Source organism: Aquabacterium sp. NJ1 (assembly GCF_000768065.1).
GTDB lineage: Bacteria > Pseudomonadota > Gammaproteobacteria > Burkholderiales > Burkholderiaceae_C > Aquabacterium.
The window spans coordinates 128,122-146,644 of sequence record NZ_JRKM01000001.1; the positions used below are offsets into that span (position 1 = coordinate 128,122).

The window sequence follows — 18,523 nt, forward strand, 5'->3', positions numbered from 1 at the left end:
CGCCCAGGTTGGGGGTCACAGGGGGGCGGTGTCTTCGAAGATGGGCAGGCCGTCCACGATGGCCGCATCGCTGTCGAATTTGAGCCAGACGATGCCAGCCAACCTGGCCGCTTCGAAGATCATGGCCATGTCGCTCTCTGCGGGCACCGTGTAGGGTGGAGCGCCCACGTAGACGAAACCGCCATAGTCGTTCGGGTACACATTGACCGACAGATTGTCATTGGCCAACTTTTGGCGTGTGGTGGCCGTCAGGTGGCAGATCGACAGGGCGGCGAGAGGCTCAACCAGTTCCAACAATCTGGTCGCGATGATGTTATCCAAGGCGGACTCCTTCGTGGCAAGAATGAGGCTGTGCCATGCGGGCTTGGGTGGCGGGAGTATTCACAGTAAACCCTGTTCCGCAAAAGACAGGACGCGGTCACCTCCCACGATGAAGTGATCGAGCACGCGCACATCCACCATCATCAAAGAGGATTTCAACGTCTGGGTCAAGAGCTCATCTGCACTGCTCGGAGACAATTGACCGCTCGGGTGGTTGTGTGCCAACAGCACAGCCGCCGCGTTGTGGGCCAGCGCGTTTTTAACCACTTCGCGCGGGTAAACCGAGGTCTGGGTCAGCGTGCCCCGGAACAGCTCTTCGGCCTCGATCAGGACTTGCTGCGCGTCGAGGTACAGCACCAGGAACACTTCGTGCTCCAGCCCGGCGCAGTACATGCTCAGCCAGTCTTTCACAATCTTGGGCGATGCCATGACTGGGCCTTCCAGCATCTTGGCGCGCATGTCGCGCAGCAGCAGTTCGCGTGCGACGCTGAGTTTGTAGGCCAGGTCGGGGGGAGCGTGCTCAAAGGCCTGGTATGTCGCTGCAGCATCGCAGGCGCATGGCAAAGGGAGTGGGGCTTGGCGCACAGGTGCGGCGAGTAACTCGCTGACCAGTTCGGCACTGGACAAGTGGGTGACATTCACGGATTTCTCCTTCACAAAAAGGAAAAGCGGGAACGTCCTGTCCCGAGGGGATGGAGGTTCCCGCTCGGGATGTGCTGACGCGAGGACAGCACGGGCAATGAGGCAGGTGACGACTGCGACGCCGACTCAGGGTCGGAGCGCATTCCGCGATGGAATGCAGGTAGCGATGGGCAGTTTGTCGTGATGGTGAGAAGCGTTCAAGCCTTGACCGCTGCATGCCATGTACAAGGGGCGGCGGAATCGGGGCGTTGCGGAATGCACGCCTGGGTGACAGCTGGATATCACCTGAAGTTCAGTACAGAAATCTTGTTTCAGTGGGTGGCCAAAGCCGTGACATGGGCCTGAAATTTCGCCAAGATGGCGACTCGAACCCATGCCACGAGCACGACCATGATCCGTTTTGGCCCCCACATCCGGCTCACTCGGCGAGAGACGGAGCGCTTCAAGCTGATCACCGACCTAGAGCCTGTCGGCATCCGCACGCTGGCTGACCTGGATGCCTACATCGCGCAATGCAAGGCGCACTATTGGGGCGTCTCCAGGGACACCCAGTTTCTGCATTGGCTGATCGATCGGGAGTACCAGAAATGCCGTTCAGCGGCGTAGCAACCGCACACCGCCTGGTGGTTCATCAAGCAAAGACACGTGGCTCGATGGTGGCACCGCGCATGAAAGCCAGGTAGGCGGCGGCCTTGCCGATGTCCGCGAAACAAGCGATGGCATCGCTGCCTCGCCTCACGGCCCATGGCAGGTCCGGGCATTCATTGGGCGACAGGCTCAAATTGGCCTCGCGATAGGCTGGGTGCCGATACGGTGTGTCGCCGGTCTGCCAGTCCACCAGGCACAGGATGCAGTCGCTCAAGATAGCGCCGCCGCCTGACTCGCCAGGCTCGACCAGCAGGGGGATTTTGAGCATGCCGCCAGATCGACCAATGCGGCCGACCACGCCATGCTCATCAAGCCACGGTTCACCCGTGGCGAGGTCGCCAAGTATCAGGCGGATCTTCTCGCCAGTTCGGCGATAGGACTCCAGCACCTTGGCCGCTTTGGGGGAGGTCCCGGGCGCAAAGTAGGTGCGTTGACTCAGTGGGGAGCGGCCCCATGCGGCTGTGGCCGTCAGGTATTTCTGATAGCCCGCCAGCGTGGCGTAGTCGCCTGGCGCAAAGGCGAGGTGGCTTTGGTCGAGTTGCTGTGCGATCTGGTTGGCATGATCGCGAGCATTGTCAAAGCCAAAGCAACTGTGGCCTGATTGCTCCGTGATGACATAGAGCTTTTGCTCCAGGTTGAGAGTGACGGTGGCCATGAGGATTCCTTCTGTGGAAGCCTGGGGACGCACCGCCGCTCGGGCCGTGGCCCCGCAGGCGTGTTGGGTTGGTGTCAGCCTTGCGCGGCCAACCGGATGGGGGGCTGATCGCAGACGCGGTCCACCACCTGGCTTTGTTGCAGGTGCTCCAACTTCAGCAACAGTGCATGGGCATGCGCGCTGTCATCGCCTGCCAGGCGAGGTTGAAGAGCCTGCACTTCTTTGATCAGCAAGCGCAGTTCCTGCACGATGGCCCGGTGGGCACGCTTCTCGATGGCGCACAAGGCGTCGGTTGCAGTGGTCATGAGGAAATTCCTTCCATGGGAGTGCCGCACTGCCTATAGGGCAGATGCTGGCGAAATGGGGGAGGACGCGGCATGCACCACCTGGAGGTGGGCATGCGCGTTGGTCGATCTGGGCTGGGCCAGGGTGGTGGGCCCGGCACGGTGAATACGCGGTGGTCTCGCCGTGCGGGGAATCAGGCTGTGTGAGGCACAGCATTGGGCTTTGACAACTCGCTCGACATCGCGGATGGCTCGTCCTTGGGCTCAGGAGCTTTGGCCTCAAACGACGATTGAGCCTGGGCAAACTCCGGCGCCTTCTTCAGGCGCTTGACTTGGGGTGCTGCCGGTTCGTTGGCCGTGGGTGGCAGGCATTCAACGGCGATGTCGCCGCCTTGGCGCAGCACTTGTCGAAGTGCCAAAGCTGGCGCAACAAAAACGCCATGAAACAGCCAACGCACGAACTGACCGATGCGCCTGTTGCGTGCGGCTGTGGCTTTGTGCGTCCGCAGGGACTGCTTGCAGCACAGGTACAGGGCCAGGTGGTTACGCTTCATCAGCGGATCAGCTTCCAACTGGGCCATGACTTCGGCGGCTATGACGGGGTCCTGGCCCACTCGGCGGTAAAAGCCCATCCAGGCGCGAGACTCTTCAATCTCGACACAGGTGCGTTTTGGGCGAACGCGGGACACTTCATGGTTCATGGTGTGAACTCCAGAAAGGAGGAGGGCACACCTATCCCGACGGGGAGACGGTGGACTCCCCATGGGTTGCGTGGAGGTGCAGCACAGCCGAATGGCTGAAGCACATGAAAGACGGTTCACATCCCATGAAGTCGAGGGCTCCCGACAATCGGGCTCGGCTTCAATGGGATGCGAACGCGGGCGGGCACAAGGCGGGCGAGACCATGCAGGTCAGCGCTTCGCTTCGTGTTCGACCCGAACTGCGGGCGAGGTCAATCGCCACGGTATCGATGTGCTGATGCTGGACCACGGTCAAGTGGTTCAGGCGGCAGCACGGTAGGCCACGAACTGTTCAACCTGTCGTGAGGCAGGCAGCGCAGGCTTCAGCAGTGCGGGTAGCACTGCAGGACGAATCATGGACTCGCGGGCAAGCCCGGAGCCCCCCAATAGCACGCAGATGGCGCGCGTTTCCCTTGTCGCATGAGGGCATGCGTTCATGACGTTCTCCTTCAGGGTGTGAAGGGGAACGCCTCGTCCCGATGGGGAACATGGTTCCCCAACTTGGGATGCTTCAGCCCTGGTGGGTGAAGCGGCTCAGTGGCAGCACGGTGAGGTGCGCCGATGACACGGTGTTCAGCATGAGGGCTGAACGAGGCACAAGGCCATTGACATGGCCAGGCTGAACCGAGGCTCAGCTTCTACAAGGCAGGTCACGACTGCGACGCCAGCATGGCTGGACTTCAGGGAGACCGAAATCTCCATTGAAGGCTTCGTGAACGCGATGTCCACAGGGAGCCATTGCAGTATGACCATCAAAGTGGGCGTTGCTCCAGGGTGCTTTTCGGCCTTTTGATTGACGCCATGGTCAATCGGCGAAGACGCGGTGCGCTTGGCCGTGGCGGTTTGTCTCTGCCTCCCATTTTTGCCAATAGGCAGATGGGGTTTGCCAGGCCACCCCACTGAGGTGGCGCAACGAGAAAACTGTGCCACCTCTCTGTAGAATGTCCTGAAACAAGATTTACACAAACTCCAATGACTTCAGGGAAACAATGGAATGACAGTGTCCGAATTTGTCTTCCTGTCACGGTGGCCGGTGTGCTACAGCTAGCTTGTAGATGGGGCGGCTGCTTGTCCCCGTTTCATCGGGGAATGGAGTGACCCATTGCGCGCGCTCCACTATCAGCCCGGCAAGTCTGCTGCTGAAAGTGGCCGTTGCAGTGTTCCGTGAAAGAGCGAATTTGTGACAGGTATGGCTGTTCGCGACGTTGCATCCTTGAACCGGTTCCTCAGAATGGCTGTCTTGGCGGGAGTCGAAAGCGCGGTCCAGGTTCATATCGACCGAGGCGATGACCTCAATGCACGCGATGAAAAGGGCCTGACGCCACTCATGTTGTCAGCGGCCCGCAACAAAGCTGCCGTTTGCAAGCTACTCATTCATTGCGGTGCTGATGCTGGATTGCTTGATCCGTCCGGGAAAACAGCACTCGATATTGCACAGGCGGCTGCAGCGTATGAAGCGGTCGCTGTCATTGAGGCGGCTTTTCCATCTGCGGAACGCTCCAATGAAGGGGGGGATCTTGACGAACTCGCCACGACCGAGCTCAGTGAAAGCTCGGTTGAGGCGGGTCGTGAGCCATCCGCGCTTTGCCCTGAATGTCAAGATGTCCCTGAGCCTCCCAGCCTGAACCACTCGGATTCGGCGGGAGACATCGCCGAGGTGTCGTCGCCCATGATCGAATGGGCATCGGATTTCGATGAGGATGGTGCTGCCTTCGACCTGACGGGGTGGGAGGCTGAAGATGTACAGCCGCCACCCGAAAGCGATCCTATGCTGTTAGCGGCAGCACTTGAAGTTCAACAGGCCATTTCCAAGCATCAGCCTATCGATACATCCATCGACTGGGAAGATTTTGATGCGTACCTGCCCGAGCGGGCGTCTCCACTTCTGCGCCCGGAAGATGTGGAGGCGCGCGAGCAACTCCGCCTTGTGCTGCTTAGGGCCATTCGCGAAGGTAGCGTGCCGGACTCGTTGATTGAGGATCTGTCGTTTGATGGAGACGGGGTACCTAGTGAAGAAGCTGGGGCCCTTCTGCGCATGGTGATCAATGACCTTGGCGCAGAAACTGATGAACGATTCGAATACTCGTCAGCATACGAAAACTTTGAGGTCGCTGTCTCCCCTGTTGAAAATGCGGACGAAGAAGAAGTCGTTGTGGATGCGCTGGCGTTCATAGATGATCTGGCGGCACGGCGCAATGAGCCCATGCGCATCTATCAACGGGAGTTTCAACGCGAGTCTCTTCTCTCGGCTGAGGGAGAAGTGGCCCTCGGGCAGGCCATGGAGCGAGGTATTGAGACGGCGCTTGATGTGCTGGCCTCATGGCCCTCTGGCATTGGTGTAGTGCTTGACGGGGTGCGGATGGTGATGTCGGGTGCGAAGCCGCTTCGTTGGATTTCGGCTGGACCGCGCGTTGAGCCGTACGACATCAACGTGCATGCAGATGGGAAATTCGATGCCGAGCCAGACTTGCTGGCCGAAGACCCCAACGAAGAGGATGAGCACGGTTCGCAGTCCGGCTCCCATGAGGATGAATCCATTGACGAGTCGTCGGATTTTTTTGCACATGCTGAGCGACTGTCCGGCCTTTCCGTCAGTTCATCTCGCAGCGCTCTTGAATGGCGTGAATGCCGCAATGCGATTGAGGCACTTGGCCTGACCCGAGGTTTTCTGCTGGAGTTGGCTGACTCCAGCCTCTCTGGCGAGCAGGGGCCAGCGATGGCGTTCGCGCAGGCGATAAAGGGTTATCGGCGGTCACGCGACAAAATGACCGTTGCCAATTTGAAGCTCGTCTTTTCCATCGCGAAGAAGTATCTGTTCAGTGGACAGCCTTTGGACGATCTGGTCCAGGAGGGGAACATCGGGCTAATCAAGGCCGTCGATCGATATGACTGGCGCAGGGGCTTCAAGTTTTCCACCTACGCTACCTGGTGGATTCGGCAGCAGGTTGGCCGGCATCTCGCCGACAAGAGCAAGACCATTCGCTTGCCAGTCCATATCTACGAGAAGGTTCAACGCATTGCCCAAGCCACACATGTCTTCGAAATGGAGGTCGGGCGGGCTCCTACGATTCATGAGGTCGCGGTGCGCGTGGACATGCCTGCGCACAAGGTTGCGGGGCTCAACCGTGTAGCGCAAGAGCCTTTGCCAATTGATGATGAGCCGGATGTGGATGCGCGAATCGCAGTGGGTGCACAGGGTGAGTTCATTGCCCGCGATCCGATGGATATCGTGTCCGATCTGCAATTGATCAATTCCGTTGATCGGCTGCTGGGAACGCTCAAGGCGAAAGACGAGCGCATCTTGCGTTTGCGCTTCGGCATCGGTGTGCCGGATTCGATGACGCTGGAAGAGATCGGCTTGCGACTCAATGTGACGAGAGAGCGCATCCGTCAACTCGAGGCGGCGGCCATTCGCCAGCTTAAACACCCGGGCCGAATTGAGCGGCTGCGACGCGAGTTCAGCAGCAGTCCACTTCCGAAGCGCGATCTCGGTATGGTGGCCGAAGGCGAGCTCGTTGATAACGAGTTGGACGGCAACCCAGGGGCTGTTTCGGAAGGCCAGGAGGCACGCGCCTCGTCTCGACCCAATCAGGCGAAGCAACGGAGCGTGGATCCCGGTCGACCACAATCTACCGGGCAATCCGCGCTCGACAAATTGATCGATCAGTTACTCGATGCCGGGATCACGGTCGATGATGGCCGCGATGGAGGAAGTGGAAGGCTATGGGTGGACCTCACCGAGGCACCCGATATGCGCTCTCGTGGATTTGTTCGAAAGCTGATTGCCATGGGGTTCGAGTTTTGGCCAGGAAAGGGCTATTGGAGATGAAACCCAAAACGCGCAATGCGCCACCGCGCGCGATGGCGATGCTCGAAGCTCTGCGCGGGCTTGGCTATTCGACGGCCGCCGCACTTGCCGATGTCATCGACAACAGCATTTCAGCTGGAGCAGGAGAGGTTCACGTAGATTTTACCTGGGACGGTCAGAACAGTCGGATTGCTGTCCTGGACGATGGTCGCGGTATGGATGATGGTGAACTCGAAAGCGCCATGCGCCTTGGGGATAAGAATCCGCTTGATGCACGAGCCGCCCACGATCTCGGGCGATTCGGTATGGGCCTCAAGACGGCCTCCTTTTCTCAATGCCGCAGGCTCACGGTTGCCACCGTAAAAGATGGCTCGGCAAGTTGCCTTCGGTGGGACCTGGATGAACTCGCCGCCAATCCGGAGAGCGGCTGGCTTCTGTTCGAGGGGCCTGCGCCAGGGTCGAAGCCGTTCATCGCGAGCCTCAAGGGTAAGACGGCTGGAACGCTGGTTCTGTGGGAAACCCTGGACCGTGTCGTTACCCCAGGCTATACATCTGACGACTATCACGACCTCATCGACAACGTCGAGTCTCATTTGGCAATGGTGTTTCATCGACTGCTTCAGGGGCCACGCGCAAAGCTTCGGCTGCTCTTGAATGGCAGCCCTGTCGCGCCTTGGGATCCCTTCATGTCGGGTCATCCTGCGAAGCCCTGGGCGTCTCCAACGACCAATCATCCGACCGATTACGGGGTGGTCTCGGTTCAGTGCCATGTCTTGCCTCATCGCGACAAATTGACCAACGCCGAGTTCGAAGCAAGTGGTGGCCCGGCGGGTTGGACGGCTCAGCAAGGCTTCTATGTCTACCGGAACGAGCGACTCCTGGTTGCTGGCGGATGGCTTGGTCTTGGCAACTCGCGGGCATGGAACAGGGAAGAGGCTCACCGATTGGCTCGCATTCGCCTGGACATTCCCAACACAGCCGACGCGGACTGGAAAATCGATGTCCGAAAATCGACTGCACGTCCACCTATTTCACTAAGGCCATGGCTGATGTCTCTGGCCGAGAACACGCGCGAACGGGCTCGGCACGTGTTCGCCTATCGGGGTACGCCAACGCCTGCGCAAGGCAACACACCGGTCGAGCAGGTTTGGCGGATTGATCGTGTCAAGGCCGGGATGCGATATCGGATTGACGAGAAGCACGCTTCCGTCGCTGCAGTTCTTGCCAATGTCGGGGAGTTGCAGCCACTGGTGAGGGCGATGCTTCGAGTCATCGAGGAGACCGTCCCAGTGCAGCGCATCTGGCTGGATACAGCAGAAAACAAGGAGACGCCACGAACGGGGTTCGAGGGTGAACCCAATGCGGCCGTGATCGAGGTCGCTCAGGTGCTCTTCGATGATCTGATCGAACGCAAGGGTCTGAGCATCGAGGAGGCGCGCAAGTCGATGGCGCGCACGGAACCGTTCCAAAAATATCCCGCGCTTGTCGCAAAACTAGGGAGTGAAAAATGATTGCAGCAGAAGAGGCAGCAGTGCAGGCGCAGTTGCTCGAAGATGTCATCGCCACGGCGCAGCGGCTTGTGAAGGCTGAGAAGGATTCGTCAAAGATCACGCCGTCCTACATCGCTGAAAAGGTAAGTCTGGCCGCCGCGATGTTTGCGAGCGATCCGCCAGTGCCATTGGATGAGGCCAAGGCGGTTGCCACCCTGATTCAACGATTCAGCCACCGGATGGGCAAGGCCACTACCCTCAAGGACAACACCGGGCACTTCGATTGGCTCACCGCCACTCGCAAGAAGGACTGGCATTACTGGCGCCGATATCGTGACTACCAAGAGTCCAAGCTGTCCGATGTGGTCGTCGATGGCCTTGACGAAGCGACAGACGACATTCTCGGACTTCTCGAAGACCCGCTGCGGACAGATGCCTGGGATCGTCGCGGTCTCGTTGTCGGACATGTGCAGTCCGGCAAGACCAGCAACTACACGGGCTTGATCAACAAGGCCGCAGACGCTGGCTACAAGATCATCATCGTGCTGGCGGGCATGCACAACAACCTGCGTTCGCAGACCCAGATGCGCCTTGAAGAAGGCTTCCTGGGCTATGAGACAACGGCAGATCGCGACGCGGGTGCGGCCATCGGCGTAGCCGGTTTTGGCGAGGACCTCAAAACCAACTCGGCAACGACGCGGGCGGAAAACGGCGATTTCAGCAAATCCATCGCCAAGCACTTTCATGGCATCTCCCCGGAAGAGCGTCCTTGGCTCTTTGTGGTCAAGAAGCAAAAAACCGTGCTGACAGAGCTTCTCAAATGGATTCAGGCGCGCGTGGCCGACACCCCAAGCTCGATGCCTGATTGGAAGTTCGTCACCAAGCTGCCGCTACTGATGATCGACGACGAGGCCGACAACGCTTCGGTGGATACCGGCGAACAGGTGTTCAACGACGATGGGACGCCCGACGAGGAGCACCAGCCCAAAACCATCAACAGCTTGATCCGCCAACTGCTTCACTCCTTCACGCGCAAGGCCTATGTGGGCTACACGGCCACTCCGTTCGCCAACATCTACATTCACCACAAAGGAGCCACAGCCAAGGAAGGTCCAGATCTTTTCCCCAAGGCCTTCATCATCAATTTGGCCGCTCCGTCGAATTACGTTGGCCCTGCCCGTATGTTTGGCAAGTTGACCAAGGATGGCCGTGTAGGAGCCCTCCCACTGTCACGCAGCATCCTGGACCATTACGACCCGGAAGCCGATGTGGGATGGATGCCGCCCAAGCACAAGAAGACGCACATCCCCGTCTACAGGGGGCATGAGGCGATACCGCTGTCCCTGCGCAAGGCCATCCATTCCTTCGTGCTTGTTTGCGCCGCGCGCGAACTACGAGGCCAAGGGGCCGAGCACAGCTCCATGCTGATTCACGTCACTCGATATGTGGCGGTGCAAGACCACGTGCGCGAGCAGGTCGAGGAAACTGTGCGCCGCATGCGGCAGAAGGTCACCCGTGGCAGCGACGCCGATGAGTTGCTCATGCAAATGCGCGAGATCTGGGATGAAGACTTCATCCCCACGCGCGACAAAGTCGCCGAGCTCTCTTCAACTGTGGAGCGTCCTCCCGAACTGCCCTCGTGGGATGACGTGGTCGCGAAGCTGCCCGATGTACTGAATGACATCGTCGTGCGCTCCATCAATGGAACGGCCAAAGATGCATTGGATTACGCAACTCCCGGCGCCTCGCTCAAGGTCATCGCCGTCGGAGGCGATAAGCTCGCTCGGGGCCTGACCCTTGAAGGTCTTTGCGTGAGCTACTTCGTCCGCACGACGAAGATGTACGACACGCTGATGCAGATGGGCCGTTGGTTCGGCTATCGACCGGGATACCTGGACCTCTGCCGCCTCTACACCTCGCCGGACTTGGTGAAGTGGTTCGGCCACATCGCAGACGCCTCCGAGGAGCTGCGCGAAGAATTCGACTTCATGGCGAAGGCGAAGCTCACGCCAGAGCAATACGGCCTCAAGGTCATGTCGCACGAGATTCTCACCGTCACCTCGCCGTTGAAGATGCGCAACGCGCAGACGCTGTCCCTGACTTACAGCGGTACGCGGCCCCAAACCATCCTCTTCCACCGGGACGCCAGAGTCCAAGGGGCGAACCTCGCCGCGACCGACGCGTTGATAGCCTCCCTCGGCATGAATTTCTTGCCGGGGCCGAAGTATCCACGCGATGGCGATGCTGACTCTTGGTCAGGCGCTCGCCTTTGGAAAGATGTCGATGCTTCGAATGTGCTTGCATTCTTGAGCGCCTATGCGACCCACCCCAATGCCACCAGTGCCAAGGCGGGAGTGCTCGCGGACTTCATCACCAAGATGATCGACATTGGCAAATTGAAGCAATGGAGCATCGCGCTTTTAACCGGTGGCGAAGGGATTGGCGCAACGCATGTCTTCCCTGGCGACTTCGAAGTCAAGTCCTTCCAGACACGCAAAACCGAAGACCCCGACCCACCGGGCATCAAGGATCCCGCCATGTTCGCCATCGGCGTGCTGACCGATCCCAAGGACGAGGGCATCGATCTCGATGACGATGTTTGGCGTGATGCGCTGGCCCGCACTCGCGCGGCGTGGAAGCCCGAGCCCGCTCGCGGCCGAGTCAATCTGCCAACCATTCCCAGCGGCAAAGGCATCCGCGAGTCGCGCGACAGGCTTGGAGGCAAGGCCGATCGCGGCCTGTTGCTGCTTTACTCCCTTGCCCCCTACTACAAGGGCAAGGCGATGCTCCCTGAAAACCTCATCGTGCCTGGCTGGGACAAGCCCATCATGGCCTTTGCCATCGCGTTCCCGTCGAGCGAGAACGGCGTTCGCGTGGAATACGAAGTAAACCTCCTCTATTGGATGCAGGAATATGGCCCGTCCGAGTAACGAATTCCTCATGGCATGGTCGTCGCTCACGGGCATCGACACCGAGCCAGGCTGGCAGGCCATCGCGCTACCTTCTGCGGGGGCGCTGGACGTGCGTGCTGGGCGGCGCTCACCGGACAATGCCGAGGCGGTGCTGGTGGGGTTTCCGACCGTGCGTCTGGCTGTGGCCGACAAGCTTCCGGAGGGCCAGGGGTTCACTGTGGAACGAGCGGACCCTGAGGGCAACGGCCGACTCTGGCTCGCCCTGACGCGAAAGACCGCTGGCAGCACTGAGCTTTTTGCAACCATGGCATGCGATGTTGTCGGCGCTCTCGACGAGGCGGTGGCGACCGGAGCCGACGAGGGAAAGCTTGTGCGTGTCTTCATCAGGCGTGTTGGGGCCTGGCAGGAGTTCATGCGCAAAGGAACCCAAGCCCTAAGCCCTGAGTCCGAGATCGGCCTGATTGGCGAGCTCACGCTGCTGCGTGCCATCATTGAAGCTGGAGTCCCCGCAGCGCCTGCTATTGAATCGTGGGTTGGACCACTGGATGGTCTCCAGGACTTCGAGCTCGGCACTGGGGCTGTGGAGGTCAAGACCACGCTTTCTTCTAGTAGCTTTCCCGCCAGGATTGGTTCGCTTGAGCAGTTGGACGATGCGGTACGTCAGCCTTTATTTATGGCTGGCGTGAAACTGAGGCAAACCCCAGGCGGTCAGAATCTACCTGAGTTTGTCGAGGCGATGCGTCAGGCAATAAAAGGCGAACTGGAGGCAGAAAGGGTGTTTACCGAGCGTTTGCTTGTTGCGGGTTACATCGACTCACATGCAGATCGCTATCCTCGGCGGTTTGAGCATGCTGGAATGCGTGTCGTCGAAGTGACGAATGATTTTCCTCGCTTGACCTCAGGCAAGGTTCCTGCAGGGATCATGAGGGCCACCTATGACATTGACCTCGACAAGGTTCCTGGCGAGAACGTCGGGACTGAGGGTGCGTTGAAAGAACTGGGAGCGATCTGAATATGAATTTGCCTGAATTCCTGAGCGAGACTCAGGCCGCTGTTCGATCTCAGATGCGAGATGGTGCCCTATATGAGGAGCTGGTTTTTTCGTCCATCGTGATGGAGCACATGTCGGAAATCGGCATGACGTTTGAACCTGTCGAATGTCATTTCGAGGGCAAGGTTGGCAATGCGAACTTGAGGTTGAGTGGCTATTCGCTCTCCGAGGAAAGTGATCAGCTCGACCTGTTTGTCAGCCTTTACGCCAATGTTGATGTGCCGACGCCCGTTCCGGACGCAGACACTCAGAAAGCTGTCGAGCAATGTCTGCGCTTTCTGCAACTGTGTGCCGAGGGCAAGATGGCTCCGAAGCTGGATCCATCCAGCGATGTGCGCTCGCTGGCCGAAACGCTCCAGGCCATCTACGACGACCTGGAGCAGATTCGCGTCTATGTCATCACGGATCGCGTCGCCAAGTCCAAGAGCTTCAAAACGCGGGACATTGGTGGCAAGGCGGTGCGCCTTGAGGTGATGGACATCGAGCGACTGCATCGACATTGGTCCGAAGGTAAGCCGCGTGATGAACTGATCGTCGATTTCGTCGAAGTATCCGGTCTGCCATTGCCATGCGTCTTCGTCCCGGGCGAAAACGACGATTACGACTATGCGTTGACTGCGATCCCTGCAGAGGCCCTTCGACTTCTGTATGAAAAATTTGGCGCCCGTCTCCTGGAGGCCAACGTCCGTTCATTCTTGAGCGTCAAGGGCAAAGGGGTCAATGCAGGAATCCAGAACACGCTGCGATCGGCACCCGAGCGGTTCATGGCCTATAACAACGGCATCGTGATCGTCGCTGATGAAATGCGCTTGGGAAAATCTGATGAAGGGGCAAGTGGGATTGCGTGGTTGAAGGGTTTGCAAATCGTCAACGGGGGGCAGACGACCGCCTCGATTTACTTTACGAAGAAGAAGTACCCCGATATCGATCTGAGTCGGGTGCGCGTGCCAGCCAAGATCATCGTCATGCGAGCCCAGGATTCGGCAAAGGAAGAGGCACTCGTCTCTGATATCTCGCGATTCGCAAACAGCCAAAATGCGGTGAGACAGTCCGATCTGTCGGCCAACAAGCCGTTCCATGTCGAGATTGAGAAGCTCTCACGTTCTGTCTATTGCCCTGATGGCGTGGGTCAATGGTTCTACGAGCGTGCCGCCGGAAGCTACAACACGCTACTGGTCCGCGAAGGAACCACGCCTAGCAAGCTCAAGGTGTTGAAGGACGCTATCCCAACAGCTCGAAGGATCACCAAAACTGACTTGGCTAAATACATCACGGCCTGGGACAGGAAGCCGGACATCGTGAGTCTGGGCTCGCAAAAGAACTTCGACAAGTTCATGGCCGGGCTCACTCCGCTGGATGGCATGGAAGCGCCGCTGCCGACGGTCGCCGATTTCAAGGCGATGATCGCAAAGACCAAGATTTACCGGGACGCGCAAAAGCTTTTGCGGCCGATGTTTCCTGCTTTCCAAGCGAACGTTACTGCTTACACGGTATCGCTTCTTGCTCAGCAACTTGGTGATCGCATTGACCTTGACCGGATATGGGCCAAGCAGGCGGTCTCGCCTGAACTGCTTGCACAAATCGCCGTGTGGGCCAAGGAAGTCAATGATGTGCTGCACTCGTCCTCCGGCGGAAAGATGGTCTCGGAGTGGGCAAAGCGGCCTGAATGCAAGGAAGCCGTGATGGGCGCGAGTTATTCGAGTCCTGCAGCGAACATACCGGAAATTCGGGGTAGCTGAGGTGCGTTGCCTGACTCCCTCCGCGACCAGCATCATCATTCATCTCGCTGGCCATCCAGGCATGTGCCATGTCCCCCTACCTACGCCGCACATTGAGTCGGGCATAATTTTTCTTGCTCTGAATTACAATTTTCGTTGTGTGCATACGTGTAGAACATTTTAATAAATTGAGGAAAATATGTCGATACTGCCTGCTCAAACAATTAAATCAATGCTTTCAAATGGCAAGCTTGTTGTGGGGGGCGAGGAATCTCAGGTAGAGGCTGCAAGTTACGATCTTCGCATTGGAACAATATTTAAAGATGAAAAAATATTTGATGGCATTCGTAACTCGGGAGAGTCCAGCATAACCCTTCCTCCCGGGGGGATGGCAAGTATATTTACCAAGGAAGAACTTGATCTGCCAAGCGATATTTGTGCAACCGTATTCCCAATAAATTCGCAGAGCTCAAAAGGACTGCTGGTCCTGAATCCAGGGCATGTTGACCCTGGATATCAAGGCGCTATTACGGTAAAAATTCTGAATATCAGCACTCAAAAAATAACCATCAGAGTGGATGACCCAATTTTCACAGCCATATTTGATCGCCTAGAAAGCCCTACAAATGAGCCGTATAAAAACAAACAGAAAAGTCGCAAACAGCGAGAGCAAGAGTTTTCTTCCGTAGATATAAATTCGTCGCCCGATTCGCTTTTGAAATTGATCGGGAGGCCCAACGAGGAATCCATCAACTCTTTAATAACGAGACATTGGGCTTCGAAATTGGCGATCCTGTCAACTGTGGGAGCGCTGATTTTTGCGATAATCGCGGCGTTCCCTGTTTTCCAAGATGCAAGAAAAAAGGTCACGGACCTGGTCGAAGAACAAAAAATACCAGATAAGGCACCCGGCGGATCAATAAACGATGATGCCCCGGTGGTTAAGGGTGAAAAGCAAAGCAAGTCCCTCGCTCCAAACCAAGGTTCAAAAGTCGGAAATGCAAAATGACAGATAAATTTCCCGCAAGTTCGAGTGCTCCCCTAGTCATTTTTGACTTGGATGATACTCTGGTGGATACGAGCCATGTTTACTGGGAGGCGCGGACGAAATTCCTTGGTTACATGAACGATCTTGGGTTTGATGTTGAAGAGGTTTTGTCGCGGTTTGAAGAAATTGATACCAATTTATTGGGGAAATACGGTCATGCGCCAGAAAGATATCTGGCGTCAATGCGTGAAACGTATGGATCCCTTTGTAAGGAGGTCGGGGGGGGCGAATCCCCTGATGTTATGGAGAGAATCCAGCATGCCGGAGATTGGGTCATTAAAACGGTTCCCGAACTTATACCGGATGCAATAAAACTATTGGAGGGTGTCAAAAGTCTTGGATTTGCCGCCATCTTGCTGACAAGAGGGGTCGAGGCCGTTCAAAAGAGGAAAATAGAACTCCACGGACTGGAGAAATACTTCTCGAAAATAGAGGTGGTCAGTAAAAAGGATTCCGATTTGTTTGCCTCCATTATGAAGGGGGCGAAGGCGGAGCCATCACAATGCTGGGTCGTAGGGGACTCAATTAAATCGGATATCAATCCTGCCATAATTTCTGGCGCAAATTGTATTCTCTATCTCTACACTCATCATTCATACTATTGGCGGCAAGAGTATGGTGCAAGTCCAGTTGGGGAGTTTCGTATTGCCCATAACTTGATTGATGTCTTGAGTATATTGGGGGACCCAAGCGGAAGTCCGCTTACTTCATCGGTGCCAGAAAGAAGTCCACATTTGCCCTTGTGACGGGTGAAGGTTGTCTCAATTTGCAAATATTGGGCTTTGTGCGCAATTTTTGTTTTGGTTTATTGTTCGCGCGACCATCTTCAATGCAGGTGGCCATGAAACGTCCGTCTCGATCTGAATTCATGGCCTTTCCGCCATAGGTACACTACCGATGGAGTCGCGCGAGATCAGTGCACACTTGGGCATTATTTTAATCTCACATTACTTGACTTAGATTACTGTGGCGGCTCATGGAAATTGCGTTTGGCAATCATCTAAAGCCCCAATAATTTTTCTCCACCCTGCCCGAGTGGTTTGTCGAACCATTAGAGCATTCAGGAGCGTGAATGGCAGACATCGTTCCACCAACAGTGCGAAGCCGCATGATGTCGGGTATTCGTGGCGGTGACACCAAGCCAGAGTTGATGGTCCGCAAGTGTCTCTTTGCTTCTGGGTACCGTTTCCGCCTTCACCGAAAGGATTTACCTGGGTGTCCTGACGTGGTCTTGACAGGGCGTCGCATCGCGGTCTTTGTCCACGGATGCTTTTGGCATCAACACCTCGGTTGCAAATATGCCAAGCTACCCGGCACAAGGGTTGATTTTTGGAGAGGGAAGCTGTCCGCGAATGTAGTGCGGGATCGGCACGCAATCGAATTGCTCGGAGTGCTAGGCTGGCGTGTGCTTGTCATTTGGGAATGTGCAACACGAACCAAGGTGGGGCGTGATGCCTTGCCCGAAAAATTGCGTGAATGGATTGAGGGCTCGACTCTCTATGGTGAAATCAGCCTTCAGACGACTCCATGAAATCAAGGACGACTTCAGCAATTTGTTTGGCTAGGAATGGGGGTACGGCATTGCCCACCTGCCAATACTGCTGGGTTCGATTTCCTTCGAAAAAATAGTTGTCTGGAAAGGTTTGAAGGCGCGCAGCTTCACGAACGGTCCAGCTTCTGCACTGAGATGGGTCGTAGTGAATGTAGTAATGCCCGTCTTTGGCAATGTGCGAAACAACCGTCGTCGAAGGCTCATCTGCCAGCTGGACTCTGAATCTGTCGAGAAATGGGACCGCCTCAGCGGACATATTGACGTGATCAGGCAGCAGTCGCGGAGGGAACTGCGGAAGTCGAGGGGCGTGTTTTTGCAGTTTCGCAAAACACGAAGCAAACAGATAGCGGTGAAGGTCCGACCTCATGTGGCTGCGCGTCTCGTGTTGGAGAACACCGCCAAGTTTCGGGTCGTGATACCAAGACTTCAACTCATCGGAAAGCGCACCTGAAAAGATTATTTCCTTCTCGATATAACGCCCACCGGATGACTCATATTTTTGAGCCTTTTTCCAAGCGGCATCCATTTCCGTTTCGATCATGCTCCTGATGGGTAAGCGCCATCCTTTCAAGCCGTGAGGGGCTTGCTTGACGGCAGCTAGCCAAGCTTCTTGACTGTCCGGTTCTTTGGACAGCCTGCTTCGCAACAGCGGTAGCCCCTTCAAGGCAGATCTGACGCCGACCTTACCCTTGCGCTTTTTCAGCAAAAACCTTTCAGGTTGGCCGAGCAATGGGCCTGCCTGTCCGGCAAGATCCGAGCGAATCCCGAACAGGATCACCCTGTGCCGGGATTGCGGTAAACCATAGTTTTCGGATTCGATCACGTAGTCATGTGGGTCCAGATCTTCGCCTTCGACCACCAGTGACCGAATGCGGTATTCATGGCCGTTACCCGGTGAGCGCAGGTCAGACAGGATTCGGTCAAAAATGGGAGACCCCCCATGCTGTGACGTCAACATGCCTTTGACGTTTTCCATCACGAAGACAGACGGACCGAACTCTTTGATGATCCGCAGATATTCCGTGTAGAGAAAGTGGCGCTTGTCCTTTTCGAAGTTCTCCGGGTCTTTGGGGCGTAGTCGTGAGCGCCCCGCCATCGAGTAGGCCTGACAGGGTGGACCACCAATCAGCACCCATTGCTTGGCGTTGCCTAGGGCATCTCTGATCCACGCGTCGATCTCTTTGTGGGGCGTGACCCCAAGCTCTGCACACTTGGCCTCTTGCGCGCCAAGGCGCGCAGCCTCCGGAACTGAAGGATGACCAAAAAGTTCCTCGCGAGTGATCTTTCCCTGAACGTAATCGTAGTAGCAGTCGGGAATCTTGTCCTTTTTGAAGTGTCGAACTAGCGCGCGCAGAGACAGCGTCTTGTGTGCGATGGGATCCTTCTCGATGGAGACTTTGACCTCGAAGCGACGATTTCCTTTGTCGTCAAGCAATGACGAAAAACCTTCGCCAAGCCCTCCTGGCCCGGCGAACAAATCAATCACCGGAATTGCGGCTTTTGCTGTTGACATATGTTCTTGTTTTGCATTCTGCCAGGAACTAGCGATCTTGCGCATCTGGCGGCCTACTGCAACCCAAAGCCTTTAATGATATCCCGTATGAGCGATAGCTCATTCGCTCCCTCGGTCTTCTGTGCTGAGGGAACTAGCCAC

General features: G+C 56.8%; 15 protein-coding genes. 9 read left to right on the plus strand and 6 right to left on the minus strand.

Features of this window, described 5'->3' with window-relative positions:
• Nucleotides 1-15: 15 nt before the first annotated feature.
• Both JY96_RS00630 and JY96_RS00635 read right to left on the minus strand, forming a co-directional pair.
• Entirely contained in the window at nucleotides 16-321 is a 306-nt protein-coding gene (locus JY96_RS00630) for a hypothetical protein (protein ID WP_052161998.1), read from the minus strand.
• A 60-nt stretch (nucleotides 322-381) separates the two neighbouring features.
• Entirely contained in the window at nucleotides 382-963 is a 582-nt protein-coding gene (locus tag JY96_RS00635) for a RadC family protein (RefSeq protein ID WP_035040588.1), read from the minus strand.
• A gap of 390 nt (nucleotides 964-1,353) precedes the next feature.
• On the opposite strand from JY96_RS00635, the gene JY96_RS00640 reads away from it, so the two are divergent.
• Entirely contained in the window at nucleotides 1,354-1,569 is a 216-nt protein-coding gene (locus JY96_RS00640; protein WP_035040598.1) for a hypothetical protein, read from the plus strand.
• Nucleotides 1,570-1,594: 25 nt separating this feature from the next.
• Here JY96_RS00640 and JY96_RS00645 read toward each other — a convergent pair whose 3' ends face one another.
• The 3 genes from JY96_RS00645 to JY96_RS00655 all read right to left on the minus strand — a co-directional run bounded on the left by JY96_RS00645 (nucleotide 1,595) and on the right by JY96_RS00655 (nucleotide 3,251).
• The gene (locus JY96_RS00645) at nucleotides 1,595-2,266 is read right to left on the minus strand and encodes a hypothetical protein (protein WP_035034070.1); all 672 of its coding nucleotides are present in this window, start codon (nucleotides 2,264-2,266) and stop codon (nucleotides 1,595-1,597) included.
• Between the two features lie 74 nt (nucleotides 2,267-2,340).
• The gene (locus JY96_RS00650) at nucleotides 2,341-2,571 is read right to left on the minus strand and encodes a hypothetical protein (RefSeq protein WP_052161999.1); all 231 of its coding nucleotides are present in this window, start codon (nucleotides 2,569-2,571) and stop codon (nucleotides 2,341-2,343) included.
• A 173-nt stretch (nucleotides 2,572-2,744) separates the two neighbouring features.
• The gene (locus JY96_RS00655) at nucleotides 2,745-3,251 is read right to left on the minus strand and encodes a hypothetical protein (RefSeq protein ID WP_035034072.1); all 507 of its coding nucleotides are present in this window, start codon (nucleotides 3,249-3,251) and stop codon (nucleotides 2,745-2,747) included.
• 1,228 nt (nucleotides 3,252-4,479) lie between these two features.
• Here JY96_RS00655 and JY96_RS21835 point away from each other — a divergent pair.
• The 8 genes from JY96_RS21835 (at nucleotide 4,480) to JY96_RS22725 (ending at nucleotide 16,848) form a co-directional block, all read left to right on the plus strand.
• Nucleotides 4,480-7,119: a sigma-70 family RNA polymerase sigma factor gene (locus JY96_RS21835; protein WP_081960929.1), complete on the plus strand. Its 2,640-nt coding sequence runs from the start codon at nucleotides 4,480-4,482 to the stop codon at nucleotides 7,117-7,119.
• Nucleotides 7,116-8,609: an ATP-binding protein gene (locus JY96_RS00670; RefSeq protein WP_200883417.1), complete on the plus strand. Its 1,494-nt coding sequence runs from the start codon at nucleotides 7,116-7,118 to the stop codon at nucleotides 8,607-8,609. Before JY96_RS21835 ends, JY96_RS00670 begins: the two co-directional genes overlap by 4 nt.
• Entirely contained in the window at nucleotides 8,606-11,518 is a 2,913-nt protein-coding gene (locus tag JY96_RS00675; protein ID WP_035034075.1) for a Z1 domain-containing protein, read from the plus strand. Before JY96_RS00670 ends, JY96_RS00675 begins: the two co-directional genes overlap by 4 nt.
• A gap of 10 nt (nucleotides 11,519-11,528) precedes the next feature.
• Nucleotides 11,529-12,512 carry a PD-(D/E)XK motif protein gene (locus tag JY96_RS00680; RefSeq protein ID WP_235333810.1) on the plus strand — a complete coding sequence of 328 codons (984 nt, stop codon included), beginning with the start codon at nucleotides 11,529-11,531 and terminating at the stop codon, nucleotides 12,510-12,512.
• 2 nt (nucleotides 12,513-12,514) lie between these two features.
• The gene (locus JY96_RS00685; protein WP_035034080.1) at nucleotides 12,515-14,290 is read left to right on the plus strand and encodes an AIPR family protein; all 1,776 of its coding nucleotides are present in this window, start codon (nucleotides 12,515-12,517) and stop codon (nucleotides 14,288-14,290) included.
• A 178-nt stretch (nucleotides 14,291-14,468) separates the two neighbouring features.
• Complete coding sequence (locus JY96_RS22715; protein ID WP_081960930.1) at nucleotides 14,469-15,278, plus strand: hypothetical protein; 810 nt, start codon at nucleotides 14,469-14,471, stop codon at nucleotides 15,276-15,278.
• Nucleotides 15,275-16,063, plus strand: coding sequence for an HAD family hydrolase (locus tag JY96_RS22720; protein ID WP_081960931.1), 789 nt, complete (start codon nucleotides 15,275-15,277; stop codon nucleotides 16,061-16,063). Before JY96_RS22715 ends, JY96_RS22720 begins: the two co-directional genes overlap by 4 nt.
• 326 nt (nucleotides 16,064-16,389) lie before the next feature.
• Nucleotides 16,390-16,848, plus strand: coding sequence for a very short patch repair endonuclease (locus tag JY96_RS22725; RefSeq protein ID WP_081960932.1), 459 nt, complete (start codon nucleotides 16,390-16,392; stop codon nucleotides 16,846-16,848).
• On the opposite strand, the gene JY96_RS00690 is transcribed toward JY96_RS22725, so the two are convergent.
• Nucleotides 16,826-18,427: a DNA cytosine methyltransferase gene (locus JY96_RS00690; protein ID WP_235333812.1), complete on the minus strand. Its 1,602-nt coding sequence runs from the start codon at nucleotides 18,425-18,427 to the stop codon at nucleotides 16,826-16,828. The two genes, JY96_RS22725 and JY96_RS00690, sit on opposite strands and share 23 nt — an antisense overlap.
• Between the last annotated feature and the right edge of the window lie 96 nt (nucleotides 18,428-18,523).